We start from the raw sequence: 25,118 nt of genomic DNA on the forward strand, positions 1-25,118 counted from the left end.
GTGAGTCCTACTTGAGGGTGCTGGTGAAGGCTGCGGCACGTGCCGCGATGTCTGCCCAATCGCCGGCAGCGACTGCTGCGGGCGGGACCACGCTGGTGCCACAGCAGACTGCGGCAGCACCGGCGTCGAGATAGCTCTTGGCGTTGGAGGCGTCGATGCCTCCCGAAGGCAGCAAACGGATGCCCGGGTACGGGCCCTGCAGGTCCTTCAGATACGCCGGACCGAGCTGGCGGGCGGGGAAGATCTTGACGGCGGCCGAACCCAGGTCCAGGGCCTGCGCCACCTCTGTGGGGGTCATGGCGCCGAGGCTGAAGGGGATTCCCGCAGCCGCAGCGACGGCGGCGACCTCCGGCCTGAGCCCGGGCGTCACCAGGAACTTCGCCCCGGCGTCGATCGCTGCGCGGGCTTGGTCACCGGTCATGACGGTGCCGATTCCGACGGCGGCACCGTGGTCCGCTGCCGTCTCGGCCGCACGCTTGACGTGCTTGAGCGCATCGGGCGTGGTGAACGTCAGCTCGACGCTGCGGATGCCGCTGCTGGCCAAGGCACGGCAGAGGTCGGCCGCGTCCGTAATGGAGGGCGCCCGGACCACAGCGAGCGTGCGGTCCGTTTCGAGCTGCTGGAGGAATTCTTCGGGGGTCATGAGGTGCTGCTTCCTACTCGGGTGAGGCCGTCGCTGTGTCTGCGGAGGGCGCGGCCGGCGCGTGCGCCGGTGGGTTTGCCGCCGTCGATCGCTGCCGTGCCGTTGACGAACACGTAGTGGATGCCGTCGGCGGCCTGGCGGGGATTCTCGAACGTGGCGGTATCGCGGATGGTTGCGGGGTCGAAAAGCACGACGTCGGCTGCGTAACCTTCGCGGACCAGTCCCCTGCCGCTGAGCTTGAGGCGGGCGGCGGGCCGGCCCGTGAGGTGGTGGACTGTTTCTTCGAGGCTGAGCAGGCCGAGGTCGCGGGAGTAATGGCCGAGGTAGCGCGGGAACGTGCCCCAGGCCCGGGGGTGTGGTTTGGCGCCGACCAGGAGTCCGTCACTGCCGCCGGTGTGCGTGCGGTGCTTCATGATGGCCTGGACGTTTTCCTCGTGACCGACGTGTTGAAGGATGCCGGTGCCGAGGCGGTCTTCGGTGAGGATGCGCACGAACACCTCGAAGGGATCCTGCCGGGCTTCGGCCGCGATGTCCTTGATGGTCTTTCCCACGAGTTCTGCGAGCGCCGGGTTCTGCACTCCGCTGATTTCCAGGGTGTCCCACTCGGCAACGACGCCGTGGCACCCGTCGGAGCCGTAGATCTCCACGGCTTCGCGGATGCGCGCGCGGGTGTCCGGGTCCGCCAGCCGGGCCAGGGTGGCCTCGGTGCCGCCGGATGAGGCCCAACTCGGCAGGATCGCGGAGAGCGTGGTGGCGCCGGGGAGGTAGGGGTAGGTGTCCAGGGTGATGTCCACGCCTTGGTCCAGGGCTTGGTCGATCAAGTCCAGGAGTTCCCCGGCGCGGCCCTTGTTTTCGGCGAAGTTCATGGTGGCGTGGGAAAGGTGGAGGGCGCAGCCGGTATCGCGGCTGAGGGAGATCATCTCGGCGTAGGCTCCCAGGGCGCCCTTGCCGTAGGAGCGGTGGTGCGGTGCGTAGAAGCCGCCCAGCTCACCCACCGTGCGGAGGAGCCCGGCAAGTTCCTCGGTCTGCGCGTACATACCGGGCGTGTAGGTCAGCCCGGAGCTCATGCCGACGGCGCCTTCTTCCATCGCCGCGCGGATGACGTCCTGCATGTGCTGCTGTTGCCCGGGCGTGGGGTCTCCTTCAGCGAAACCCATCACCATGGCCCGGACGGTCCCTTGGGGTACCAGGTAGGCGGCGTTGGTGGCGATGCGACCGCCCTCTTCTACGCTGTCGAGGCGGTCGAGGTACTCGCCCACGGTCCGCCAGTTCCAGTCGAAGCCGGCCGGGTTGTCGTTCCAGCCCGCGATTTTCTCCCGGACACCGGCCAGTGTGGCGTCGTCCACGGGCGCATAGGACAGTCCGTCCTGGCCCAACAGTTCCGTGGTGACGCCTTGGCTGAGCTTGGCGTAGTGGTCCCGGTTGACCAACAACTGGAGGTCGGAATGCGCGTGCATGTCGATGAAACCGGGACTCAGGACCAGGCCGGTGGCATCGATGACACGCTCGGCGCCCGTGTCCGCTGGGGTGAGGCTACCGGCGTCGACGACGGCGGCAATCACCGCGCCGTCCAGCAGGACGTCCGCTTGGCGGCGGTCCGCTCCGGTTCCGTCCACCAGGGTGGCATTGCTGATGAGGGTCTTCATGGTGGGTCCTAGAAGAAGGTGTGGATGAGGTCGACGACGGTCTGGTCGCCGCCCGGCGTGGAATCCGCGAGCACCGGGATGACGGTCCATTTGTCGAAGGCGGTGCACGGATGGGACAGGCCCAGCCGGACGACGTCGCCGGGGCGGACGGTGGTGGTGTCGGGGTTGAAGGTCAGGAAGCTGTGCTGGTCGTTGACCGAGGTGATTTCAGCTCCGACCAGGGGCTCCATGGCTCCGCCGAGGGTTGAGCCGATGAACTGCGGCTCGGGCAGGCCTTCGTCGAACGGAAGGTCCCGCTTGCCGGCGTCGAGGAGTGCAAGGCCCGGTTCCGGTTGCGACACAACCCGTGCCCAGCCGTACATTCCGGGGCTGAAGGGTTGGTTGCCCGCCCGGGAGAACGGCGAGATTCCGCGGTAGAAACCGTCGTCGTGGATGATGTAGGCGCCGCTGCGGATCATGAGATCCACTTTCAAGGAATGAGACACAGTCGGGGCCGCCTCCGCTGTGGTGCTGAGGCAGGGGGACAGCACAGTGACGACGTCGTCGAAGTACGCGCTGCCACCGGCCGTGATGATGACGGAGCCGGAACCGTACAACCCGGCGGCGAGCAGCTCCTCGTGAAGCAGCCGCATCTTGGCGAGGTACCCGCGGACGGCGGCCAGTCCGGCGTCGTCCGCTGTGTGCGCGAGCGAGCCTTCGTACCCGGCGACGCCCACAAGGCGAAGGTGCTCCGCGGCATCAACGGCCCGGGCAACCTCAAGCGCGGCATCCACACCGCGGGCTCCGGTCCGCCCACCGTGTGCGCCCAGCTCAACCAGGACATCCAGAACAGAGTCGGTGCCGGCCAAGGTGCGTTCGATCAGCGCGACCGTGTCCACTGAATCAACCCAGGACAGGATGGTGGAGTCCTGCTCCGCCACCCACTGGATGGCGTGGGGATCCGTGAGGCTGTTGGCGAGCTGCAGGTTGCGGACGCCGAACCCGCGGGCCACCCGCAGCTGCGCGAAGTTAGCCAGCGTGATGCCCCAGGCTCCCCGGTTGAGCTGCTCGGTCCAGAGCTGCGGGGACATGGTGGTTTTGCCGTGGGGAGCGAGCAACACGCCCTTGTCTGCGCACCACTTCGCCAGGTGGTCGGCGTTGCCCTGGAGTGCCTGGGCGTCGAGGGTGAGCAGCGGGGTCTGCAGCGCGGCCAGAGTTGGCTTGGCCGCAAGGAACTCAGCGTGCGTGATCCCGTTGGCGGCGGCGGGGATGGCCTTGTGGCGCCAGTCGAGCCGGCGCTCGGCCAAGGATGCCACGGCGGTTGCCGAGATGGCTTCGGAAGTGTCCACGCGTTGATTCCCTTCGCGGTGCTGCGGCGTTGAAGCTGCGTTTTGGGTTGATTCTCTTGCGTTGCGTATTTTGCAACGCTGGTTGCAAACCTGCTGGTGATATGTCTAACATGGTGGCGGATAGAGAGTCAAGGCCGCTGCGAAGCGCGCGAACCTATGGGAGAACGAGTGCTTTCAGCTGTATGTGTCGGCGAAACCATGGCCATGCTTACCCCTGTCCAAGCCGTCCCCCTGCACCTGGCAACGGAGCTGCACTGCGGGATCGGCGGCGCCGAATCCAACGTCGCCATGGGCCTGGCAGCCATGGGACTGGACACCCACTGGGTCAGCCGGGTGGGTCACGACGGCTTCGGCACCCGAATCCTCCACGATCTCCGCGACCACGGAGTGGGCGTCTCAGGCGTCGAAGTCGACTCCCAGCGTCCCACCGGCCTTTACGTGAAGGTCCCGGCCCAGGATTCAGACCCCGACGGCGGCAGCTCAGTCCTCTACTACCGGCAAGGATCCGCGGCATCGGCCATGGGACGGGACACACTCGCCAATCCCGCGGTGTCCTCCCTGCTGGAAAACGCTGCCTTGATCCACTTGAGCGGAATCACTGCCGCCCTCTCCCCCGAGTGCCTATCCCTCCTCGAAGCGATCCTCACCGCACCCCGGAACGGCCGGACCATCAGCTTCGACGTCAACTGGCGCGAAGCCTTGTGGGCAGGCCAGGACCGTTCCGTCCTGCAGCGGCTGGCGAACCTCGCCGACGTCGTGCTTGTCGGAAAAGACGAAGCCGAACACGCTTTCGGAACCACTGATGAAGCCGAACTCCGCCGCCTGATGCCCGACCCCAAGGTCCTGGTCATCAAGAACGAGGCCATCAGCGCCATCTCTTTGGACCGGAGCGGCACCCGGGAAGAGGTGCCCGCACTGTCGGTCGCCGTCGTCGAACCTGTTGGCGCCGGTGACTCGTTCGCCGCCGGGTACCTCAGCGGCATGTTGTTCGGACTCGGCCAGAAAGAGAGCCTCCGCCGGGGCCATGTCGCCGCTGCCTGCACGCTGACGGTCCACGGCGACCGGGGTCCGCTGCCGTCCGCGGAGGACCTCGCGGCCATCCTCGATTCTTCGGATGGGGCTTGGGCTGCTATCCATGTTGAAGACGGACAATTCAACACCGGAACCGGAGCGTGACACCTTGAGCCAAAGCCTCATGCGGGCCATCGACCTGCTCGGCCAACTCGCCGCGAAGCCAGCCACCCTGGATGAACTCTCATCCAAGGCATCCGTACACAAGACCACCGTGATGCGGCTCCTGCACGCCCTCGAAGAAAAACGGCTGGTAGTGCGGGACGAGGACCAACGGTTCATGCTCGGCTCCAAGCTGTTCGAACTGTCCTCGCTGGCGCTGGAACAGCGGGACATCCGCAAAGTGGCCCACCCCCATCTGGCCGAACTCAACGGCAAGACCGGGCACACCGTGCACCTTGCCGCCTTCGAAGGAAGCGAGGTGGTGTACATCGACAAGTTCGAGTCCCACCACCCCGTCCGCATGTACTCGCGCATCGGCCTGACTGCATCGCTGCACTCGGCCGCTGTGTCCAAAGTCCTCCTCGCCGACATGCCGCGCAGCCGGCAGGAAAAGATCGCGGCGGGGCTGGACTACGTGAAAGTTACCGAGAACACCCTGACCTCGCCGGAGGCCTTGTTGGCCGAACTCGAGCAGGTCAAGGAACAGGGCTGGGCACACGACAACGCCGAGCACGAAGCGTTCGTGCACTGCATCGCGGCCCCCATCCGCGACGCCAGCGGCGCCGTTGTTGCCGCAGCCTCTTGTTCGGTACCGGTAGTGATGCTCAGCTATGAAGGCTTGCTTGAGCTGCTGCCCGACCTCAAAGCCAGCACCGAGGCCATCTCCAACGACCTCGGCTGGATCAGCCACGAAAGGAACCCAGCATGAGTGAAAAGACCGTAGTACTGACCGAAAACGCCCCCGCCCCGGCGCACGTATTCTCCCAGGGCATCAAGAAGGGCGGCATGTTCCAGGTTTCGGGCCAAGGCCCTATGGACCCCGCCACCAACCAGTACATCGGCGAGGGCGACGTCCGCGTCCAGACCCGCCGCACCCTGGAGAACGTCAAGGCCATCCTGGAAGCCGGCGGTTCCTCCGTCGAAGACGTCCTCATGTTCCGCGTCTACCTCACCACCCGCGACGACTTCGCCGCCATGAACGAGGTCTACGGCGAGTTCATCCGCGAGAACGTCCCCAGCGGCCAGCTGCCCAGCCGCACCACCGTGTTCGTGGACCTGCCGCACGAGGTCATGCTGGTGGAGATCGACGCCCTGGCAGTCACCGCGTAACGCTCGCGCACATCCCTCAAGCTTGAGGCCAACGCTCCCGCACATCCCTCAAGCTTGAGGCCAACGCTCGCGCACAGGGATAAAGCCCGACGGCGGCACTCACTTGGGTGCCGCCGTCGGGCTTTAAGAGTTTGGCGCCTTAGAAGGCGGTCACCCGTGCGGGTGCCTCCACCTTCTGGAAGCGGAGCTTCCACGGGGTGAGCGCGGATTCGAGTTGTTCGCGAAGGTCCATCTTGGATGCGCCTTCCACCCGCTCTTCAAAATGGATGGGAACCTCCATGATCTCCAGGCCGTGCCGGGCTGCCCGGTAGTTCATCTCCACCTGGAATGAATATCCGTCGCTTTGGATGGACGCCACATCGATCTGTTGCAACGCAGAAGCTGTCCACGCCTTGTATCCCGCCGTCGCATCCTTGACCTTCAACCCCAGGATTGCGCCGACATAGAAGTTGGCCCACGCCGAAAGGGCCTTGCGGTGCCAGGGCCATTCGGCCGCAGTGGAGCCGCCAGTGACGTAGCGCGAACCAATCACGAGCGCCGCCCCGGAATCCTGGATCCGTTCAAGCATGGTGTGGATTGCAGCTACAGGGTGGGACAGATCTGCGTCCATTTGGATGATGATCTCCGAGTTCCCGGCCAGCGCCTCGGTCATTCCCGCCACATAGGCCCGGCCCAGTCCATCCTTTTCCTTCCGGTGCAGGACGGACACTGTTCCCCGGGATCCCGCCGACAATTCATCAGCCACCATCCCGGTCCCGTCAGGTGAGCTGTCATCAACAACCAGCACGTGCAGATTCGGAATACTGAGTGCCTGGAGCTGGGCGACAAGAACCGGCAGGTTCTCGCGCTCATTGTAGGTAGGCACAACGACGGTAATTTTCGGAAAAACAGCAGTCAAAACGAGGGTCCCCAATTCGGTGTTCGATAATTGCCGGGGCTCAATGCTGCTATGCGCGGCCCCGGGCACCGCCAGTCTATTGAGCCAAGCTGAAGAATCGTGGAAAGCTGTACCTCCATGACCCGCTTTGAACTTGAAACGCCCCCGACACGCCGGAAACGACGGCGTGTCCCGGCACTCCCGGCTTGAAAGAGGGTCAGGAAGAGACGCGGCGCCCAACGACCGAGGCAGGGACGGCCGGAATTCGCTGCCGTTTGGCGTAGACCCTCGCCCGCTGGCTGGAAAGTGCCAGGAGAACCAGGATGTCGGTGGCCAGGCCTGAGAGTCCGGCTTCGAGGGTGATGTTGGTGCTTCCGGTGAAGTAGTCAATGGCCTGGACAACCACCGATATGGAACTGAGGCCCATTGCGATCACCCGGGCTCCGTTGCTGCCCAGGAAAATCCGCCAGGCAAGGAAAATCTCACCCAGGCCGAACAACAGCACCGCGATGGCAACGAAGGTGACCACCGCCGTCGTGGTTTGCGGGTCAAGGGGGTCGCCGTCGGCGGTGAGGTCCGTGAAGACCTCGGACGAAGTCAGCAGCGTCAGGGCGAGGACGAAGGCCGCGATGGACCTGGCCACCACCAACGCGGCACCCATCATGGTGGGGGCCGGCCGCCTGTCACGGCTGTCAGTGGGACGGGAAGGCTGGCCGGCCGGGACAGTCACGGACCGCGCGTCGATAATGGGCAGGTCGCCGTCAGTGGAGATTGAATCACCGCCGCCGTTCCGCGAGTGGTAGCCGGTGGAGAAGTCTTTGATGACGTGAACGGCCACCGCGGGCTCTGCGTCGGAAACTGTCCGCACGATGTGGTCACGCTCAACGTCCGTGTTCTGCTCGATCTTGTGCGTGATCTGGAGGGTGAACAGCGAGAAACCGACGCTGCGGTCGTAGGTTCCGGCGGCAAGCCAGTCCACCTTGTGACCGCCCGGCAGGAGCCAGCCATCGGGGCAGCGCCAGAACCGGACGTGGTGGCGTTTGCCGGGGTTGTTGTCCACTTCCTGCTGGTAAGCGAAATCCTGTTGCCGGTCGAACAGGTAGAGCGGGCTGACCGGCGCCTCGGAATAGCTTTGCCTGAAAATGGTGGAGCTAATGATGCGGCGGCTGCTGCCGAAGGTGACGTCGTCCGCCTGCGTCCAGCCGGCAGCGCGCATGATGGCGTGGATTTGCGGCTCGTGGCCGAGCAACGCGACGTTCACGGGATCGCCCAGGAGTCCGTCACTGGTCCGGGCGCGCCCGATGAAGTAGCCAGGGACGTAAATAGTGGTCAGGATGCGGTGCAGGCGGGGCAGGAGCAGATAAGCAAGAAATGCCCAGAAGAAGAAGTAGAACCACACCTGGCCCCAACCCAGATGGAAGCTCTCCCCCACCAGCAGAAACGCCAGCCACACCGCAGCCGCCCCGCCCAGGATGAAGAACGCATGGTCCAGCCGGCTGTCAGTCACGTCCCTGCTCGGCGCCTTGTACACAGAGAGCCCCCTTTGCTTGCTTCAAGCTTCGGGCCTCGCGCGGGGGATGTACAGATACCGTTCAGGTTCAGTCGGGGCTGCTGACCTTGAGTTGCCCGTGGTCAACGAGCCAGCGCAGGGACTCGTGCACGGCCTGTTCGGGCTCGTAGCGCGGTGCGTAGCCCAGGAGGGATTTGGCTTTTTCGATGGTGAGGCAATGGTTGCGGGACAAGTGGGCCCAGCTAGTGTCGGCGTGTTCGGGTGTGCTGGTCCGGCGGAATTCGTCCCATCCGACCGTCTCAAGATGCGGCTCCTGGCCGAACCAGGACGCCGCAATCCTGGCGTAGCCGCGAACGCTCAGGGCCGTGGGAGCGACGATGTTGAAGTCTTCGCCGGCCGCCGCATCACGGCGGTCGATGGCCTTCTCAAAGGCCTGCGCGAGGTCGTCGGCATGGACGTGATGCATCATTTCCGCACCGCTTCCCGGCATGAGCACTGTCTGCCCGCCGGAGATCTTCTGCCACACCGTGGGATCGAAATTCCCAAGCGGCCCCACCGGATGCCAGCCCGGCCCCACGATATGCCCGGGATGCAGCGACGTCGTGACCAGGCCGCCGGACGCCGTCTCCTCCTTCAGCATGCGGGCGATGTCGCGCTTCTGGATGCCGTACTCATCAGTCGGTTCGAGGGCGGAATCCAAGCCCTCCGCCAACGGCAACTTCAAGCTCTCGCCGTACCGCCAGATGGATCCACAGTGCAGGAGATGTCCCACCTCGCCACGGAGACGGTTCACCAGCGCGGTGGCTGAGTCGAGCGTGAAGCAGACAAGGTCAACCACGACGTCGGCACCCAGCTCCGCGACCCTGTCACCGAAGGTGCCGGCACGGTCCTCCTGCTCACGGTCCGCAGCGACCTGGCGGACCTGCTGCCATTCGGGTGAATCCGTGTAGGGCGTGCTGGTTCCGCGGCTGATGTTGACCACCTCATGCCCCGCACGGACGAGCCTGGGAACGAGGAAGGAGCCGATGTGGCCGCTGCCTCCGATGACAACTGTCTTCATGGTGTCCACTTCGCCTTTGCTCCGGGGCCGGGAGTTCCAGCGTAGTCCGGCTTCGTGGTTTACAGCAGCGCGATGGCGTTCGCCGGCGAACCCGTGCCTCCCACGATGTTGAGCGGCTTGATGCTGACAAAGGCGTCCCAGTTTCCGGTGGACCTCATGTGCCGGGCCAATGGACCCAGTCGCCAAAGCTCACCGAGGGGCATGCCGAGTTTGGCGAGGAGTTGCTGGTGCATCATGCCGTTGTCATTCGGCGCCGCCTCCAGGAACGGGCTGCCTGCCACGGCCGGGAGGCATTCGAAGGCGAAGTTGTCGGCGGCCAGCAGCGCAATTTGGTTGTCCCACGCCCAGGCGACGAACTCCTGGGATTGTTCTACGCCTGATGCCTTCCTGCTGGTTCAGCCCAGTGGAGTCCGTCACCGACAAAGCGTTGAGGGCCGGCGTACCGGAACTAAGGCGTGCAGCGGGCCGGCTTTCGGAGCTGCTGGAAGGGTCTGTCTACTAGCGCAGCAACAGTCTTCGGGCGGACATTAGCCAGCAACCTGACGACTCACTTCTCCCAAGTTCGACAAACCGCATGCGGTCGTGCCTAGCATGAATACTCCGGGTAAGCCCGGGTACGTGAACTCTTGAACGACCCCCTCGGAAGGTCGGCGTCAGCGCCGACCACGTAAAGGAGAATGCTGTGCGGGAGCCTGTAGTCAACGAGAGCGCGGCAGAAGTCAGCGCTGATCCATCTGAATCACAGGAAGAACCGCAGGTAACTGAGGAAACCGCAACAGAGTCACCGGAAATCACGTTCGACGAGCAGTTCTACCCTGCGCGGCCCAAAGCGCTGAGGCCGATTGCCCGCCGTCGTCAGTTCTTTGCAGCCCGACCGTCCCTGGAGTTCGACGGACTGAACTCCACGTACGTCGATTGGCTGCGCAACCAGTCCATGCTCGGCGACGCCAACACCATGGCCCGGCAGCTTTCGGGGCAAGCCAGCATGTGGCAGAACTCCTACGCCAGGCCGAACCCGCGCTCGGCAGTGGAGCGCGCACCTGTCTGGTTCACGGCCTACCCACTGTCCTTCATCACCAAGGACGGCCAGTCGTTCCTTTCGGCGCTCGGTGACCCTGCACTGTGGGATGCGTTCAGCCAGATCGGCATCCGGGGGCTGCACACTGGGCCGGTCAAGCTTGCCGGCGGTATCCGCGGATGGTCGCAGACACCCAGCGTCGACGGGCACTTCGACCGCATCAGCATGGCGATCGACCCTGCGTTCGGCACCGAGGAAGAATTCCGGCAGATGTGCGAGGTCGCCGTCGAGCACGGCGGCACGATCATCGACGACATTGTTCCCGGGCACACCGGCAAGGGTGCTGACTTCCGGCTTGCTGAAATGAACTTCCGGGACTACCCCGGCATTTATCACATGGTGGACATCCCCGAAGAGGACTGGCACCTCCTGCCGGACGTTCCCGAGAACGAGGACTCCGTCAACATCAGTCCCGAGACGGAGAAGGCCCTCCAGCAGGCCGGCTACATCATCGGCCGCCTGCAGCGGGTCATCTTCTACGAGCCGGGCGTGAAGGAAACCAACTGGAGCGCGACCAAGGCAATCGTCGACACCACCGGCAAGAAACGCCGCTGGGTGTACCTCCACTATTTCAAGGCCGGGCAGCCGTCCATTAACTGGCTGGACCCCACCTTTGCCGGCATGCGCCTGGTGGTGGGCGATGCCCTGCATTCCCTGCTGGACCTTGGAACGGGCGCATTGCGCCTGGACGCCAACGGCTTCCTGGGTGTTGAGAAAAGCGCCGAGGAAGAGCCGGGCTGGTCCGAAGGCCACCCGTTGTCCGAGGCAGCGAACCAGCTGATCGGCTCGATGATCCGCAAAGTGGGTGGCTTCTCCTTCCAGGAACTCAACCTCACCATTGATGACATCAAGGCCCAGTCCGAGTCGGGTCCGGACCTGTCCTACGACTTCGTCACCAGGCCCGCCTACCACTACGCCCTGGTGACCGGTGATACCGAGTTCCTGCGCCTGACCTTGAAGCTCGCCATGGAGATCGGCGTCGACCAGGCGTCCTTGGTCCACGCACTCCAGAACCACGACGAACTGACCTACGAACTGCTGCACTTCGCGGCCGGCCACAGGGACGACATTTTCGAGCTCGGCGGGGAAGAACTGACGGGCTCGGAGGTGGCCGAGAAAGTACAGGACACCCTGCGGGAGCGCCTCACAGGTGAGAACGGCCCTTACAACGCCGTCTTCACCACCAACGGCATCGCCTGCACCACCGTCAGCTTCATCATGGCCACTTTGGGGATCAAGGACCCGGACGCCATCACGGCGGAACAGGAAGCCCAAGTACTGGATGCCCACGTCCTGCTGTCCATGTACAACGCTTTGCAGCCGGGCGTCTTCGCACTGTCCGGTTGGGACCTCACCGGCATCACTGCCCTGGACCGTGAAACTGTCCGCGAGTTGACGTCCCAGGGCGACACCCGCTGGATCAACCGCGGAGCCCACGACCTCATGGGGACCAGCCCGGACGCAACGACCTCCTTGGCGGACATGGCCCGGGCACGGAGCCTCTACGGCCCGCTGCCCGAGCAACTCAAGGATCCGGCGTCCTATGCGCGGCGGCTCCAGAAGATCCTCACGGTGCGGGAAGAGTCCGGGATCGCAACCAGTACGCTCCTGGATGTCCCGGACGTGTCCAACCGTGGACTGTTGGTGATGGTCAACCAGCTCGCTGACGGAGCGGTGCAAGTGACGGTCCTGAACTTCTCCGACCAGGACATCGCAGGCAGCATCCAGTCCTCGCATCTGGTGCCTGGCGCGACGGTCCACGATCTGTTCAGCGGCGAAGACGTGGGCCAGGTGGATGACCTGGGCAGCTTCTTCCTGGAACTGCGGCCCTTCCAGGGCACGGCACTCCTGTTGAAGGATCCGGTCGCCGAGGACGAAGCTACCGAATAGGAAGCCCCACGTTCCGCGAGTTGGCACCTAATGACTTTGCCCCCAAAACATGGGCATTAAATGCCAACTCGCGGGCTCACCAACTCTGGACCAGGAACGCTGCACCGGTCGGAGAGCACACGCCGGGGTCCCTGGTACCGGGCGCGAGTCCTCCTCCGAACGCAAAGTCGTCGCCCACATTGACTGCAGTTCCGTCGGGCAAGATGACTCCCGTCCCGGTGACCTGGGTTCCGAAGGGGAAGATGAGGCCCGTCGATGTTCCGTCCGGGCGGATTTCGGCGAAGCACCCTCCGCTGTTCAGGCCGAGCCTGCCTGAGTTGAGAGCCTCCATGAAGACGTTGACGCCTTGATCCGTAGAGACGGCGGCCTTGTTGCCGTTGCCTCCGACGACGATTTCGGCAGCGCCCGTCGCCGCCTTGGCGCCGATAATTTCAGGCAATGATGGAGACGCGGACGAATCTGTTTCCGGTGCGGCAGCAGACGGGGTGGCGGCTGGACCCGCCTGCTCATTGAGCGGCGCGGACAGGGACGACGCCACGAAAACACCGGCGAGGACTGCCGCTGCCGCCAACCCGGCCCCCGCAGCCAGCCGGAAACGTCGACGCGGGCGTCGCTGATGGAAGTCGTCGATGGAGCCGCCGGGTACGAGTTGCTCCGAGTCAGTGAACCTGACAGCAAGGCTTTTCTCCCGGCTCCGGGCCAGTTCCTCTTCCGTGACGGCCACGCCCGGATCGGCGCCCGTCAATCGTTCCACAGCGGCCGTTTCCTCATGCCTCATCGCTGCACATCCTCTATCTCTCGCTCTGCCCGAAGTAGTTGGCTGAGATGTCTTCGAGCCCGGTGCAGCCGCATCCTGACAGCGGTGGCCGAGACATCGAGCAGTTCCGCAACTTCGGCCGAGGTGAAGCCGTCCCAGTACGTCAGGAGGAGAACCTCACGGTCCTCGGGCTTGAGCCGGTCCAGCGCGTCCCGCACCTCGCCGTCGTCGCTAACCGGTTCCCTGGTCTGCTGCCGTTCCAGTTGCTGCGCGAGGTTGATCGAGCGGACGGCGGAACGGTTGTGGTTGCGGAGAACATTCCGGGCAATACCGAACACGATCAGCACGGACAATTCCTGGTCCTGACGGCACTTCTCCCAGGCGATGCGGAAGACTTCGGCGCATAGGTCCTCCGCAGTGGACGGGTCCCCGGCGCGGCGCCGGAAATAGCGATAGACCTTGTCATGGCAGGCCGAGTGGGCTGCCAGGAAGTGTTCCTGTCTGGCCGGCTCCACGCGATCTCCTTGGTCCGTCTGCACGCTCATACCCGGTTAATGTCCGGCAGTCAGAAGAATGTAACGGAACTTTTCAGGAAAAGCGCGACGTCGGCACTTACGGTAAGTGCCGACGTCGCGGTTTGCCGGGTTTTGCGCGTGGAGCGACTAGTCGCCTACGGCGTCGCGGCCGCGGCGGACGATCAGCGGATCCGCCGGGAAGACCACCGAGGTGTCCTTGTCCTCGTAGTCGAATTGGTTGAGGAAGAAGCGCATGGCGTTGATCCTGGCACGCTTCTTGTCGTTGGACTTGATGGTGATCCACGGCGCGTGGTCGGAGTCCGTGTGGAGGAAGGTCTGCTCTTTGGCCTCGGTGTATTCATCCCAGCGGCCCAGGGACGCGAGGTCCATTGGTGAGAGTTTCCAGCGCCGCACGGGGTCGATCTGGCGGATCGCGAAACGGGTGCGCTGCTCTTGCCGGGTCACGGAGAACCAGAACTTGGTGACGTGGATTCCGGCGTCCACCAGCATTTTTTCAAAGACGGGCGCCTGGCCCATGAAGGTGTCGTATTCCTCGTCGGTGCAGAACCCCATGACGCGTTCCACGTTGGCCCGGTTGTACCAGGATCTGTCGAACATGACGATTTCCCCGGCAGTGGGCAGGTGCTGGATGTAGCGCTGGAAATACCACTGGCCCTGCTCTCGGTCGGAGGGCTTGGCGAGCGCCACGGTCCGGGCCGAACGGGGATCAAGGTGCTCGGTGAAACGCTTGATGGTTCCGCCCTTGCCCGCGGCGTCCCTGCCTTCGAACACGATCACATGCTTCAGGCCCAGATCCTGGCCCCAGTATTGGAACTTCAACAGCTCGATCTGCAGGTGGTACTTCTCGATCTCGTACTCGTCGCGGGTCATCCGCTCCGGGTAGGGGTATTCGTCGCTCCATGTTTCCACGGCCGATCCGCCGGGATCGATGAGCTCAGGGTCTTCCCCTTGGCCTCCGCTGATGGTGTATCCCAGCTCCACCAGATGGTCGATGGTCTCGCGCAGGTTGTCCCTAACCCACCAGTTGTCCAGCGATGTGGCGAGTGGGTTTGCGTCCGTCATGCGGTCCTCCTGCTAAGCCGTGTGGTGCACGGCAGGCTAGCAAGGCTTGGTGACGGGAATATGAACAGCCTAGAGGTCGATCCAATAGCGGCGGAAGAGTCGCCCATCGGCGTCGATTCGCGCATCCTCAAGGAGCCCGCCCGCGCGTTCAATGGTCTTGGCGGACGCGGCATTGGAGTCATCGCAGGTCAAGAGAACCCGATCGGGCTCTCCCCGCGCAGCCAGGTGAGCGCAGAGTTCCTGGAGGGCCCAGGATGCCGCCCCGCGTCCACGATCGGATGGCCTTACGCCGTAGCCGATATGCCCGCCGGAGTTCAGGAGGGCTGGAGTGAGATAGTGGCGGAACGCAATGGAGCCCACATACCGCGGGCCCTCAGTTATCCACCGGAACGTGCAGGGAACAATACCGTCCTTTTCGACGGCCCGTTCAGCATCCAGGAGCTTGCGCACCCAGCGCTCAAAGCCCTTTTGACTGGTGACGTCATCCCCCGGGAACAGCCCGGCACCGTCCTGGTGGGCACCGTCCCACTCGCTGTGGGACTCGGTAAACGACTGATAAAAGGAAGCATCCGGAGCAACGAGGGTGAACATCACACGACTATATTCGGCTGGGGCGGTGTATGCCCGCGCGGCACTTTCCTGCCTTGGACGGCCGCGTGCGTCTTGCGCAGCGCTGAGATGGAAGCGTCGTACGAATGCTGGGCGACCCCCACGAAAAGGCAATCAACCACCATCATCTGGGCGATCCGGCTCCCCATCGCGCCTGGCCTGAAGGGTGTCTCACGCGCTGCGGTGCTGAGCACAATGTCGGCGGCACGGCCCAACGGCGAGTCAGCATGGTTGGTGATGGCGATCGTAGTGGCCCCGGTATCCTTGGCCGCCCTGAGGAAATCGATCGTATCCGCGGTGGTGCCCGAGTGTGAGATGCCCACCGCCACACCGTTCCCGTCCAAAAGCGCTGCGGAGGTCAACGCGACATGAACCTCGGGCCAGTTGAAGGAAGTCAGGCCTATCCGGTGCAGTTTCTGCTGCAGGTCGTGGCCGACCAACCCTCCGGCGCCCACACCAAAGATGTCGATCTTCCGCGAGCGGGTGATGACCTCGATGGCTGTGGCCAGTTCGTGGACGTCGAGCACCTGGGCGGTGTCAGCGATGGACATCGTTTCGTTGAAAGCGATCTTGGAAATGATGTCGGGAAGCGAATCCGACGGGTTCACGTCGTCGTAAACCGTAGCGGGCACGGGGTTGGCTGAACTCTCCCTGGCAGCTTCCCTGGCGAGGTCGAGGCGCAGCTCGGAGTACCCGCGGTAGCCCACCTTTTTGTAGAAGCGGACAACTGACGTGGTGGACGTTCCGCAGTGCTCGGCGAGGTCGCCGATGGACAAAGTCGCGGCCCGTGAAGGGTCCGCCAGGACAAGCTCGGCAACAGAGCGCTCGGACGGGCGAAGGGCCGGCAGGGCAGATCTGATCCGGACCAAAACAGTACGCGATGCCTGCGTGTTCAGCTCGTGGTCCACGGCGGACTCCTTCCAACGGCTGGGTCCAAAAGTAAGGGCTTGTAAATAAGTTACCTAAACGTGGATACGAAGGTAAGTCATTGACGCAGCTCCACGAGGGGAATACGGTCGATGTAAGGAAAATCACAAATGTTGTCAAGGAATCCCCACCTGAGCACGGCAGCACCTTTCCGAAAGGCACCCCATGAACCTCAACCGCAGAAGACTGATCCATGCCTCGGGGCTGGCCGCAGCGGCCGCCGTCGTCGCACCCTTCACGCCTGCCGCCGTCGCGCAGCCGCCGGGCACGCGACCCGGAAAGCCGGGCGCCGCCGTCAACGGAGCCGACCTCGCCGCCGCCGATAACTGGAGCATCTTCGCCGGTCGCAAGGTAGGTGTCATCACCAATCCCACCGGCGTCCTGGCCAACTTCCGCTCCATCGTGGACGACATGGCGGACAAGGGCGTCGACGTCGGGGCCGTCTTCGGACCCGAGCACGGCTTCCGCGGAACCGCCCAGGACGGCGGCAGCGAAGGCACTTCGGTGGACCCGCGGACCGGCATCACCGTCTATGACTCCTACGGCGCCGAAGTTGCCGACTACGTGGGCTTTTACGAAGCATCCGGCGTGGACACCATCTGCTTCGACATCCAGGACGTCGGAGCCCGGTTCTATACCTACATCTGGACCATGTGGGGCGCCATGCAGGCGGCGTCCCGGACCGGCGCCAAGTTTGTGGTCCTGGACCGCCCCAATCCCATCGGCGGCCAGGCGCGCGGACCGGTCCTCCAACCCGGCTTCGAGTCCGGAGTGGGACGGTTGGGCATAGCCCTGCAACACGGCATGACCGTGGGCGAGCTCGCCACCTGCTTCAACGCCGTCCACCTCCCGGCCGCCGGTCTCACGCCCATAAAGGACCTTCACGTGGTGCAGGTTCAGGGATGGCGCCGCGAGATGACCGGACCGGATAACAGGGCAGCCTGGATTCTCCCGAGTCCCAACATGCCCACGCCGGAAACAGCCACCTTGTATCCCGGTACAGCCTTGTTCGAGGCGACCAACATGTCCGAAGGCCGCGGAACCACCCGACCTTTCGAAATCATCGGCGCGCCTTATGTGGACTACCGATGGGCCGAAGCGTTGAACGGCAAGGGTCTCAACGGCGTCACCTTTCGTGAGGCTTACTTCCAGCCCACGCTGTCGAAAAACCAAGGCCTCATCTGTGGGGGCGTCCAGGTCCACATCACCGACGCCACCCGCGTTGAAGCGCTTGAGGTGGGCACCCACATGCTGGTCGAAGCCAAGCGTCTGTACCCGGGCTTCGACTGGCGCGGCGACGGCGGCCGTTGGATGGGCCTGCTGAGCGGTTCGGCCCGCTTCGCCGAACAGCTCGACGCCGGCGCTGACGCCAGGACGATCATGGACAGCTGGCGGCAGGAACTGGGTCAGTTCGTTCGCGATACCCGCCCGTACCTCCTCTACAACGGGCCACGCTAAGCGCGCAGAAACACCCCGCCTCAACCAACAAACAAGGACGATGGGATTGGGATCCACATGTACAGAAAAGGAACTACCCTCATGACGGCGGCCGCCACGGCGCTGCTCATGACCGGCGCGGGCACTGCAGTTGCCGCCGTGCCCACCAGCACGGTAATGACGACGGCGGCCTCCGCCTCACCGGACATCGACGCAATGATTGCGGGCATGACTCTGGACGAAAAGATCGGCCAGATGACGTGGACCCATGTTTATGGTTCGTCCGCGGATGACACGTCCATGGCGTCAAGCAACCAGGAGCGGTACGGCGTCAATACGCCAGCCGAGGTGGTGGAGAAGTACAACCTGGGCGGCGTCCTCTACTTCGCTTGGTCCGGCAACACGGCCAACCCCGGGCAGGTTGCAGGCCTTTCGAACGGCCTGCAGAAGGCGGCCGTGGGCGCAGACGGAAAAGGCATCCCGCTGGCCGTGACCATCGACCAGGAAGGTGGCCTTGTGGCCCGGATCGGGCCGCCCGCCACTGTACTCCCGGGCAACATGGCACTGGGTGCCACCGGAGATGATGAGCTTGCACGGGCCCAGGGCGGAATCCTGGGGTCGGAGATGCGCGCCATGGGCATCAACGTGGACTTCGCCCCGGTATTGGACCTCAACTCCAACCCGGACAACCCTGTCATCGGAATCCGTTCCATGAGTGAAGACCCCGCACTGGTCAGCAAACTTGGCGTCGCCCAGATCGACGGCCTGCAGGCACATAACGTGGGGGCTGCGGCCAAGCACTTCCCCGGCCACGGCGACACTTCAGTGGACTCCCATTACGGACTGCCAACTGTCACCTACGACCGCGCGACCCTGAACAAGCACCTCCAGCCGTTCAAAGCCGCGATCGATGCCGGCGTGGACATGGTCATGACAGCACACATCATTGTCGAGGCCATCGATCCGGACATGCCGGGAACCCTGTCCCACAAGGTGCTCACCGGCCTGCTCCGTGATGAGCTCGGCTTCAAGGGGCTCGTCACCACCGACGCTTTGGACATGGCCGCGATGGCCGCCGAATGGCCCCAGGAAGAAATCGCGGTCAAGGCCATCCAGGCCGGGTCCGACATCCTCCTCAACTCCCCCGACGTGGAGGCGTCGTTCGCCGGGGTGCGTGCCGCCGTCGGGTCCGGAGAGATCACTGAAGCCCGCCTGGACGAGTCCGTCCGACGGATCCTCGAATGGAAGGTCAAGCGCGGCGTCTTCGACCAGCCCATGACCGATCCCGGCGCCGTGGACACGCTTGTTGGCACTGCCGAAAACCTCGCCACGGCCAATCTGATCTCCGACCGCGCCGTCACGTTGGTCCGCAATGAGGACCGCGTCCTGCCGCTCCCGTCCAAGAGCTCGGTGCTCATGGTTGGTTCCGGTTCAGCGTGGCCGGAACTGGCCGGTCCCATGCTCAAAGAGCAAGGATTCGCGGTCACTGAAGATTACGAGAATGGCGCATCGCCCTCCGCGGCCTACCGGGCCCGGGCGGTGGCCGCTGCCCGAGGAGTGGATGCGGTCGTCTTCGCTTCCTACAACGCCACCGGCAACGCTGCGCAACAGCAGATGGTGGCTGAGCTCGCGGCGACCGGAACGCCGGTGATCGTCATTGCCACGCGCAACCCTTACGACATCAACGTCTTCCCGGGCGCCGACGCCGTTCTCAACAGTTACGGGGTCAAGGAGGTCAACTTCCATGGCGCCGTCCGCGCCATTGCCGGCGCGGTCAACCCCAGCGGCAAACTGCCGGTGAACGTCCCGAAGGCCGACGGCGACGGCGTCCTCCTGCCGCTCGGCTTCGGCCTCAGCTATGACACCGCGACGCCGGCAGCCGTCACCTTTACGGACCAGCCGGGCAAGGGGCAGGATTCGTACACCATCCCCGCAGTTCCGGGCGTGACGTACCTCGTTGACGGCAAGGAGGTTGCAGCTGGGTCCTACCGGAAGCCGGCGGGCACCGTGACAGTCACCGCTGCACCCGACAAGGGGTACGTCTTCACGGACGGCGCCGTCACCGAGTGGAGCCACACCTTCACCACCGGGCTCCCCAACCCATAGGAAGAGCTACACCACCGGAGAGTTCATCAGTGCGACCGTGATGAGCAGGGCAATCCCGAACATCGGCAGGCAGAGAACTGCGTTGGTCACGCGGTTGTCCCTCATCACGGCCACGAACTCCCGAAGGAACGCGCTGGGCACAAAATACCTGGCGGTCGGAGCACCCACCACCTCTGCGTTGATCTTCTGTCGACGGGACAGGAGGGCGGCGCGGAGTACGTGGTAGTTGTTGGTGCACACCAGCAGCGGCCCCTGGATTCCCCTGTCGGCCAGCAGTGCGACGGAGTAGGCAAGGTTCTCGCGGGTGGTAGTGGCTTTGTTCTCCTCCACCACATCGCCGGGAGCGGCACCCTTGGTCACCAGGTAGTCCTTCATCGCCGAGGACTCGGGCCTGGGTTCATCGGGGCCTTGCCCCCCGGAAGGTACCAAAACGGGCCTGACCGGAGTGACGGCGTCGTAAATTTCCAGAGCCTTGTTCAGGCGCGCGGCGAGCAGCGGCGGAACCTTGCCGTCAATGAGCCCTGAACCCAGGACGATGACCGCCGCCGGGTTCGGGCTGAAGCGCATCTTGGAGTACACCACGGCATAGCCCAGGAACACCACGAATGCGCAGCCGAGGTAGGCGCAGAGGAAGAACGCAAGGGCTGCGATGCCGGCCAGTACGGGCTGCCCGCTCAGCACGAAGAGGAAGGCCACCACCGGTGCCAGGAAAACAGCCATTCCCACTGCCATGGGCAAAAAGCTGGTGATGCTTGGGCCTTCCCTGCGGACCATGGTGACGCCGTTCGCGAGCAAGAAGCCGGCGAAGACGAAAATGCTGACCACGGGCACTACGACAATTACGAGGTTCAGCCATTCGAACCATGGATTCAGGTCAATCAGGAAGTCCAGGAGGGCCTGCAGTAGAAACCAGGCCGCAACCAGAAGGAAGACGCCATTCCTTAGCCGGCGCCGGTCCGACTGGAAAGAGGCAAGGAAAAGGCCCGCAAAGAGAAGTCCTAGGACCAGGGTCAGCATGATCCAAGCCTATGCGGTGCAGTTACCACTCGCGGTGTCTCGTGGAGGCTTTGGGATGAGGGAGGCTCCGTGAAGTCAGAGGCCAATCTTTCCGGCAAAGTCGACAAGAGCTCCAGCTACAGCGCCCGGGTGACTCAGCGTGGCGTAGTGACCGCCCGGGATCTCCACTGGTTCGATGCCCAGCCGGTCGCGTATCTGGCGACTCATGAACGACGCAGGGAAGAGCAAATCGTCGCGGCACAAAATCCCCAGGGTTGGCACGCTCGGATGCTTTCCCGGCCAGGGGTCTGACATCCATGCACCTTGCTGGTCACGCTCCCTGTCGGTGGCCTGTTGCACCAATTCCGCGGGGACAAGATTGAAATATGGTTCGTCGGGGATGGTCTCGCGGTCATGGCCTGTCTTGGTCCACCACTCGCCGAAGGTCTCCCCCGGCATCGGAATCATTGCCGAGAGGTACACAAGGCCGTTGGAATGGAGCTTTTCGCAAACCAACGGTGCCGTGAAACCGCCCAGCGAGTGCCCCACCACGATGGAGTGCGGGGCTTTGCCAACGGCGGCCGTCGCTGCGCGGGCGTAGTCTTCAAGCCGGGCATCAACGTCTTCGATGGGCAGGTCGACGGCCACCACGTCATGCCCGGCCGCTTCAAGAAGCGGGCCAACCAAATGCCAGTCCCACGCCGTGGAACCACCGCCGTGGACCAGTACGAAAGTCGTCATCATGCCCCGTTTCACGTCAGGCCGTGTGCGCTGTCACCAATACATCGGGCGCTCCCTGAACGATACCCGCGTCAGTTTCAACGGGCTGCCCGTTCCTGATCCAATATTCGATGCCTCCTATCAACTCCTTCACGGAGTAGCCGAGTTCCGCGAACGCGAGCGCAGCAAAGGTGCTGCCGTTGCAGCCCGGGCCCCAGGAATACACCACTACCTGTGAGCCAGCGGGGACAAGGTCCGGAGCCTGGGATGGGATCAGCGCCGTAGGTATATGTACGGCCTGAGGAATATGTCCGTGGTCCCAGGAAGACCGGCGTCGGGTGTCCACGATAAACAGCGTTTCCGGGTCCGCCTCGGCCACCTCCATGACGTCAATCTCGCACTGAAGCTTGGCCCGGAAATAGTCGGCGGGGTCGAGCTTCATGCCAAAAATCCCGGCCTGATCGTCGGACGCCATTCAGTCACCTTGCCTTATTGAGGGTTCTTTCACCTCCTCACCATACCCCCTGGGGGTACTTGACGCATACCCCCTTGGGGTATAAGTTGAGGACATGAATTCACCAGACCTGAAACTGAGCCACCCGGATGCGCCAGTCATCGAGGTGGACCTGGAACCCTCCGCGCACCACGGCTACACCAGCAATAAGGACGCGTACCTCAAGAGGTTGAAACGAATCGAAGGCCAAGTCCGCGGGATCGCGCGCATGGTGGAAGACGACAAATACTGCATCGACATCCTCACGCAGGTCGCAGCTGCCACCAAAGCCCTCCACGCAGTGAGCCTGGGCCTCGTTGAGGAGCACATCGGCCACTGCGTCGTTGGCGCTGCCTCCGAGCCCGACCCCGAAGCCCGCGCCGAACAAATCGACGCGAAAGTCAAGGAGGCCACCGATGCCATCGGGCGCCTGCTGCGGTAACCCCGCTACCACCCACCACACCATCCAACTCAGCACCAAGGAGCACTCCATGAGCCAGACCATCCAGACCAACGTGAACGTTTCCGGCATGACCTGCGGCCACTGTGTTTCCAGCGTGAGCGAAGAACTCGAATCTCTTAGCGGCGTCCAGAATGTCGCAGTCGACCTCAACCCCGGCGGCCTGTCCACCGTCACCATCACATCCACCCATGAACTCTCGCCGTCAGAAATTGGCGAGGCCGTGGCAGAAGCCGGCTACCTGGTGGTAGCCAACGAAGCCTAGGGGGCTCCCTTGAGTAACCAGGAAACCTTCAACCAACCCGCACAACGGGTGATCGAGCTGGACATTGAGGGCATGACCTGCGCCTCATGCGTCAATCGGGTGGAACGGAAACTGGGCAAGCTCGAAGGCGTCGAGGCGAGCGTCAACCTGCCCCTCGAATCAGCCCATGTCACCGTCCCCGCCACCGTGACGGACCAGCAGATCGTGGACACGGTCAATGCGACGGGGTACAAAGCCACCCTGCGCCAGGCACCCGCGCCGCATACCCGCCCGGCCGCCAGTGACATGGCAAACAGTCCCGGGCATGAGCATCACAATCATCATCACGACGCTGAGCCCATGCACGACGAGCATTCCGGGCACGAAAACCATATGGATCACGGTCCGTCGGCATCGACACTCCGGCCGCGCCTGATCCTGGCTGCCGTCCTGACCGTTCCTGTGTTTGCGATCTCCATGATTCCCGCCCTGCAGTTCGCCAACTGGGGCTGGGTTGTGGGCGCCCTGGCGCTGCCGGTGGTGAGTTGGGCAGCCTGGCCCTTCCACAGGGCTGCTGCCATCAATGCGCGGCATCTGGCGTCCACCATGGACACCCTTGTTTCCATTGGTGTGATCGCGGCCTACGTGTACTCGGCCTGGCAGCTGTTCGCCGACCCGCGAATGACCGAACACCCCAGCATGGAAAGCATGTCCGGCGGGGGGCTGTACTTCGAGGTCGCGGCTGTTGTCACCACGTTCCTCCTCCTGGGCCGTTACCTGGAAGCGAACGCGAAGGCCAAAGCGGGCAATGCCCTCAAGGCCCTCCTGAACCTGGGCGCGAAGGATGCAACCATCCTCGAAGGGGGCATCGAGCGGAAGATCCCTGCGGATCAGCTCCTCGTGGATGATGTGTTCGTTGTCCGCCCCGGCGAGAAGATCGCGACGGACGGCGTTGTCACGGACGGCGCTTCCGCCGTCGACGCTTCCTTGGTTACCGGCGAATCGGTGCCGGTTGAAGTGGGGCCGGGCAGCACGGTGACCGGGGCTACGATCAATACCTCCGGGCGCCTGTTGGTCCGGGCCACGCGCGTTGGCTCCGACACCACGCTCGCCCAGATGGGGCGGCTGGTCAGCCAGGCCCAAACGGGCAAAGCGCCGATTGCGCGGCTCGCGGACAGGATCAGCTCGGTCTTCGTCCCGATCGTGCTGGTCATCGCGCTGGCAACGTTTGTGCTCTGGCTGTTCACCTCCGGCGACCTGAATGCCGCATTCACCGCCGCCGTTGCTGTCCTGGTGATCGCTTGCCCCTGCGCCTTGGGTCTGGCGACGCCGGTTGGCCTGCTGACCGGAACGGGTCGTGGAGCCCAATTGGGCATCCTCATCAAGGGTCCGCAGGTTCTCGAGGACACCCGGCACGTTGACACCATCCTGTTGGACAAGACCGGTACCGTTACCAGCGGCAAGCTGGCCGTGGACCACACCGTAGCCCTGAACGGGCATTCCCCCGCCGCAGTGCTCACCCTGGCGGGTGCCGTCGAGTCAGCGTCGGAGCACCCGATCGCCCACGCGATTGCCGCCGCGGCAAAGGACGCCATGCCCGACGCCGGAGCCCTGCCTGCCGTGGACGGCTTCAGTTCCGCTCCCGGCGGCGGAGTGCGGGGCCGGGTTGTGCTGGACGGCAGCCCGAAGGCTGTGGTCGTAGGACGCTCGGGTTGGCTTGAAGAAAACGGTATCTCCCTCGAAGCGGGCCATCGGGAAATGCTGGCAGCCGAGGAGAACGGGGGCGCCACCGCCATCTGGGTCGCCGTTGACGGAGCGCCGGCTGGAATTGTGAGCCTGAGCGACACCATCAAGCCCGGCTCGGCGGCAGCGATCCAGAAGCTCAAGGATCTGGGCATCCGTCCGATCCTTTTGACCGGAGACAACGCTGCCGTGGCCGCCCAAGTGGCTGCCGCCGTCGGAATATCCCCGGAGGACGTATTCGCCGGGGTGCTGCCGGAAGGAAAAGTGGAGGCAGTTCGGAAGCTTCAGGCCTCCGGGGCGACAGTCGCCATGGCCGGAGATGGTGTCAACGACGCCGCGGCCCTGGCGCAATCGGATCTGGGGATCGCGATGGGGTCCGGCACAGATGTCGCCATCGAAGCCTCGGATCTGACGGTCATGGGCAGCGACCTGGGTCAGCTCGTCCAGGCAATCGAACTGTCCCGGAAGACCCTCTCCACGATCAAGACCAACTTGTTCTGGGCGTTCTTCTACAACGCGATCGGCATTCCCGTAGCCGCATTGGGGCTGCTGAATCCGATGATCGCGGGGGCAGCGATGGCCGCCAGCTCGGTCCTGGTGGTGGCCAACTCGCTAAGGCTGCGCTCGTTCGGCAAATAGCTTCGCGGAAGGCC

Annotated in this window: 23 protein-coding genes and 1 pseudogene; 9 read left to right on the forward strand and 15 right to left on the reverse strand. The window is 64.0% G+C overall.

Going from position 1 to position 25,118, the window contains the following annotated elements; translation table 11 throughout:
* Window positions 1-7: 7 nt before the first annotated feature.
* From ACNAOU_RS21450 to ACNAOU_RS21460, 3 genes are read right to left on the reverse strand one after another with little or no spacing between them, the layout of a single operon-like run.
* On the reverse strand, window positions 8-643 hold the full coding sequence (locus ACNAOU_RS21450; RefSeq protein WP_422757710.1) for a bifunctional 4-hydroxy-2-oxoglutarate aldolase/2-dehydro-3-deoxy-phosphogluconate aldolase: 636 nt from the start codon (window positions 641-643) through the stop codon (window positions 8-10).
* Entirely contained in the window at window positions 640-2,289 is a 1,650-nt protein-coding gene (locus tag ACNAOU_RS21455; protein WP_422757712.1) for an N-acyl-D-amino-acid deacylase family protein, read from the reverse strand. Before ACNAOU_RS21455 ends, ACNAOU_RS21450 begins: the two co-directional genes overlap by 4 nt.
* Before the next feature lie 8 nt (window positions 2,290-2,297).
* Window positions 2,298-3,617 carry an alanine racemase gene (locus ACNAOU_RS21460; protein ID WP_422757713.1) on the reverse strand — a complete coding sequence of 440 codons (1,320 nt, stop codon included), beginning with the start codon at window positions 3,615-3,617 and terminating at the stop codon, window positions 2,298-2,300.
* 168 nt (window positions 3,618-3,785) lie between these two features.
* On the opposite strand from ACNAOU_RS21460, the gene ACNAOU_RS21465 reads away from it, so the two are divergent.
* The 3 genes from ACNAOU_RS21465 to ACNAOU_RS21475 are packed head-to-tail and all read left to right on the forward strand — an operon-like array spanning window position 3,786 to window position 5,960.
* Complete coding sequence (locus ACNAOU_RS21465) at window positions 3,786-4,793, forward strand: sugar kinase (RefSeq protein WP_422757714.1); 1,008 nt, start codon at window positions 3,786-3,788, stop codon at window positions 4,791-4,793.
* Complete coding sequence (locus ACNAOU_RS21470; protein WP_079582292.1) at window positions 4,753-5,559, forward strand: IclR family transcriptional regulator; 807 nt, start codon at window positions 4,753-4,755, stop codon at window positions 5,557-5,559. The genes ACNAOU_RS21465 and ACNAOU_RS21470 overlap by 41 nt, the downstream gene beginning before the upstream one ends.
* On the forward strand, window positions 5,556-5,960 hold the full coding sequence (locus ACNAOU_RS21475) for a RidA family protein (RefSeq protein ID WP_017197328.1): 405 nt from the start codon (window positions 5,556-5,558) through the stop codon (window positions 5,958-5,960). Before ACNAOU_RS21470 ends, ACNAOU_RS21475 begins: the two co-directional genes overlap by 4 nt.
* 139 nt (window positions 5,961-6,099) lie before the next feature.
* Here ACNAOU_RS21475 and ACNAOU_RS21480 read toward each other — a convergent pair whose 3' ends face one another.
* The 4 genes and pseudogenes from ACNAOU_RS21480 to ACNAOU_RS21495 all read right to left on the reverse strand — a co-directional run.
* Window positions 6,100-6,825, reverse strand: coding sequence for a polyprenol monophosphomannose synthase (locus ACNAOU_RS21480; RefSeq protein ID WP_422757715.1), 726 nt, complete (start codon window positions 6,823-6,825; stop codon window positions 6,100-6,102).
* A 229-nt stretch (window positions 6,826-7,054) separates the two neighbouring features.
* Entirely contained in the window at window positions 7,055-8,368 is a 1,314-nt protein-coding gene (locus ACNAOU_RS21485; protein WP_422757716.1) for an LssY C-terminal domain-containing protein, read from the reverse strand.
* 67 nt (window positions 8,369-8,435) lie between these two features.
* Window positions 8,436-9,407, reverse strand: coding sequence for an NAD-dependent epimerase/dehydratase family protein (locus ACNAOU_RS21490; RefSeq protein WP_422757718.1), 972 nt, complete (start codon window positions 9,405-9,407; stop codon window positions 8,436-8,438).
* Between the two features lie 59 nt (window positions 9,408-9,466).
* Window positions 9,467-9,799: pseudogene (locus tag ACNAOU_RS21495) on the reverse strand (cyclase family protein); the annotation flags it as partial.
* 290 nt (window positions 9,800-10,089) lie between these two features.
* Here ACNAOU_RS21495 and treS point away from each other — a divergent pair.
* Window positions 10,090-12,375 (forward strand): maltose alpha-D-glucosyltransferase, encoded by a 2,286-nt coding sequence (treS, locus tag ACNAOU_RS21500; protein WP_422757719.1) that lies wholly within the window; start codon window positions 10,090-10,092, stop codon window positions 12,373-12,375.
* A 76-nt stretch (window positions 12,376-12,451) separates the two neighbouring features.
* On the opposite strand, the gene ACNAOU_RS21505 is transcribed toward treS, so the two are convergent.
* The 5 genes from ACNAOU_RS21505 to ACNAOU_RS21525 form a co-directional block, all read right to left on the reverse strand.
* A complete protein-coding gene (locus ACNAOU_RS21505; RefSeq protein ID WP_189076588.1) occupies window positions 12,452-13,153 on the reverse strand; it encodes a hypothetical protein in 702 nt (233 codons plus the stop codon).
* On the reverse strand, window positions 13,150-13,647 hold the full coding sequence (locus ACNAOU_RS21510; protein ID WP_189076589.1) for an RNA polymerase sigma factor: 498 nt from the start codon (window positions 13,645-13,647) through the stop codon (window positions 13,150-13,152). The genes ACNAOU_RS21505 and ACNAOU_RS21510 overlap by 4 nt, the downstream gene beginning before the upstream one ends.
* 147 nt (window positions 13,648-13,794) lie before the next feature.
* Window positions 13,795-14,730 (reverse strand): polyphosphate kinase 2, encoded by a 936-nt coding sequence (gene ppk2 / locus ACNAOU_RS21515; RefSeq protein WP_018779385.1) that lies wholly within the window; start codon window positions 14,728-14,730, stop codon window positions 13,795-13,797.
* A 69-nt stretch (window positions 14,731-14,799) separates the two neighbouring features.
* Complete coding sequence (locus ACNAOU_RS21520) at window positions 14,800-15,321, reverse strand: GNAT family N-acetyltransferase (RefSeq protein ID WP_422757720.1); 522 nt, start codon at window positions 15,319-15,321, stop codon at window positions 14,800-14,802.
* Window positions 15,321-16,247 carry a MurR/RpiR family transcriptional regulator gene (locus ACNAOU_RS21525; protein WP_055974050.1) on the reverse strand — a complete coding sequence of 309 codons (927 nt, stop codon included), beginning with the start codon at window positions 16,245-16,247 and terminating at the stop codon, window positions 15,321-15,323. Before ACNAOU_RS21525 ends, ACNAOU_RS21520 begins: the two co-directional genes overlap by 1 nt.
* Before the next feature lie 184 nt (window positions 16,248-16,431).
* On the opposite strand from ACNAOU_RS21525, the gene ACNAOU_RS21530 reads away from it, so the two are divergent.
* Window positions 16,432-17,724, forward strand: a complete 1,293-nt coding sequence (locus ACNAOU_RS21530; protein WP_354628219.1) for an exo-beta-N-acetylmuramidase NamZ family protein — start codon at window positions 16,432-16,434, stop codon at window positions 17,722-17,724.
* Window positions 17,725-17,805: 81 nt separating this feature from the next.
* Complete coding sequence (locus ACNAOU_RS21535) at window positions 17,806-19,809, forward strand: glycoside hydrolase family 3 protein (RefSeq protein WP_422757721.1); 2,004 nt, start codon at window positions 17,806-17,808, stop codon at window positions 19,807-19,809.
* A gap of 6 nt (window positions 19,810-19,815) precedes the next feature.
* Here the strand turns inward: ACNAOU_RS21535 and ACNAOU_RS21540 are convergent, their stop codons facing one another.
* The 3 genes from ACNAOU_RS21540 to ACNAOU_RS21550 form a co-directional block, all read right to left on the reverse strand.
* On the reverse strand, window positions 19,816-20,826 hold the full coding sequence (locus ACNAOU_RS21540) for a YdcF family protein (protein ID WP_422757722.1): 1,011 nt from the start codon (window positions 20,824-20,826) through the stop codon (window positions 19,816-19,818).
* A 75-nt stretch (window positions 20,827-20,901) separates the two neighbouring features.
* Window positions 20,902-21,549, reverse strand: a complete 648-nt coding sequence (locus ACNAOU_RS21545) for an alpha/beta fold hydrolase (RefSeq protein WP_422757724.1) — start codon at window positions 21,547-21,549, stop codon at window positions 20,902-20,904.
* Window positions 21,550-21,562: 13 nt separating this feature from the next.
* Window positions 21,563-22,000, reverse strand: a complete 438-nt coding sequence (locus ACNAOU_RS21550) for a rhodanese-like domain-containing protein (protein WP_422757725.1) — start codon at window positions 21,998-22,000, stop codon at window positions 21,563-21,565.
* Window positions 22,001-22,094: 94 nt separating this feature from the next.
* Between ACNAOU_RS21550 and ACNAOU_RS21555 the strand changes: the two genes are divergently transcribed.
* From ACNAOU_RS21555 to ACNAOU_RS21565, 3 genes are read left to right on the forward strand one after another with little or no spacing between them, the layout of a single operon-like run.
* The gene (locus tag ACNAOU_RS21555) at window positions 22,095-22,460 is read left to right on the forward strand and encodes a metal-sensitive transcriptional regulator (protein ID WP_018779393.1); all 366 of its coding nucleotides are present in this window, start codon (window positions 22,095-22,097) and stop codon (window positions 22,458-22,460) included.
* 49 nt (window positions 22,461-22,509) lie between these two features.
* Entirely contained in the window at window positions 22,510-22,743 is a 234-nt protein-coding gene (locus ACNAOU_RS21560) for a heavy-metal-associated domain-containing protein (protein ID WP_026267396.1), read from the forward strand.
* A gap of 9 nt (window positions 22,744-22,752) precedes the next feature.
* Entirely contained in the window at window positions 22,753-25,104 is a 2,352-nt protein-coding gene (locus ACNAOU_RS21565; protein WP_422757726.1) for a heavy metal translocating P-type ATPase, read from the forward strand.
* Window positions 25,105-25,118: the final 14 nt, after the last annotated feature.

This window comes from Paenarthrobacter sp. C1 (genome assembly GCF_049315185.1).
Classification (GTDB): Bacteria; Actinomycetota; Actinomycetes; order Actinomycetales; family Micrococcaceae; genus Arthrobacter; species Arthrobacter nicotinovorans.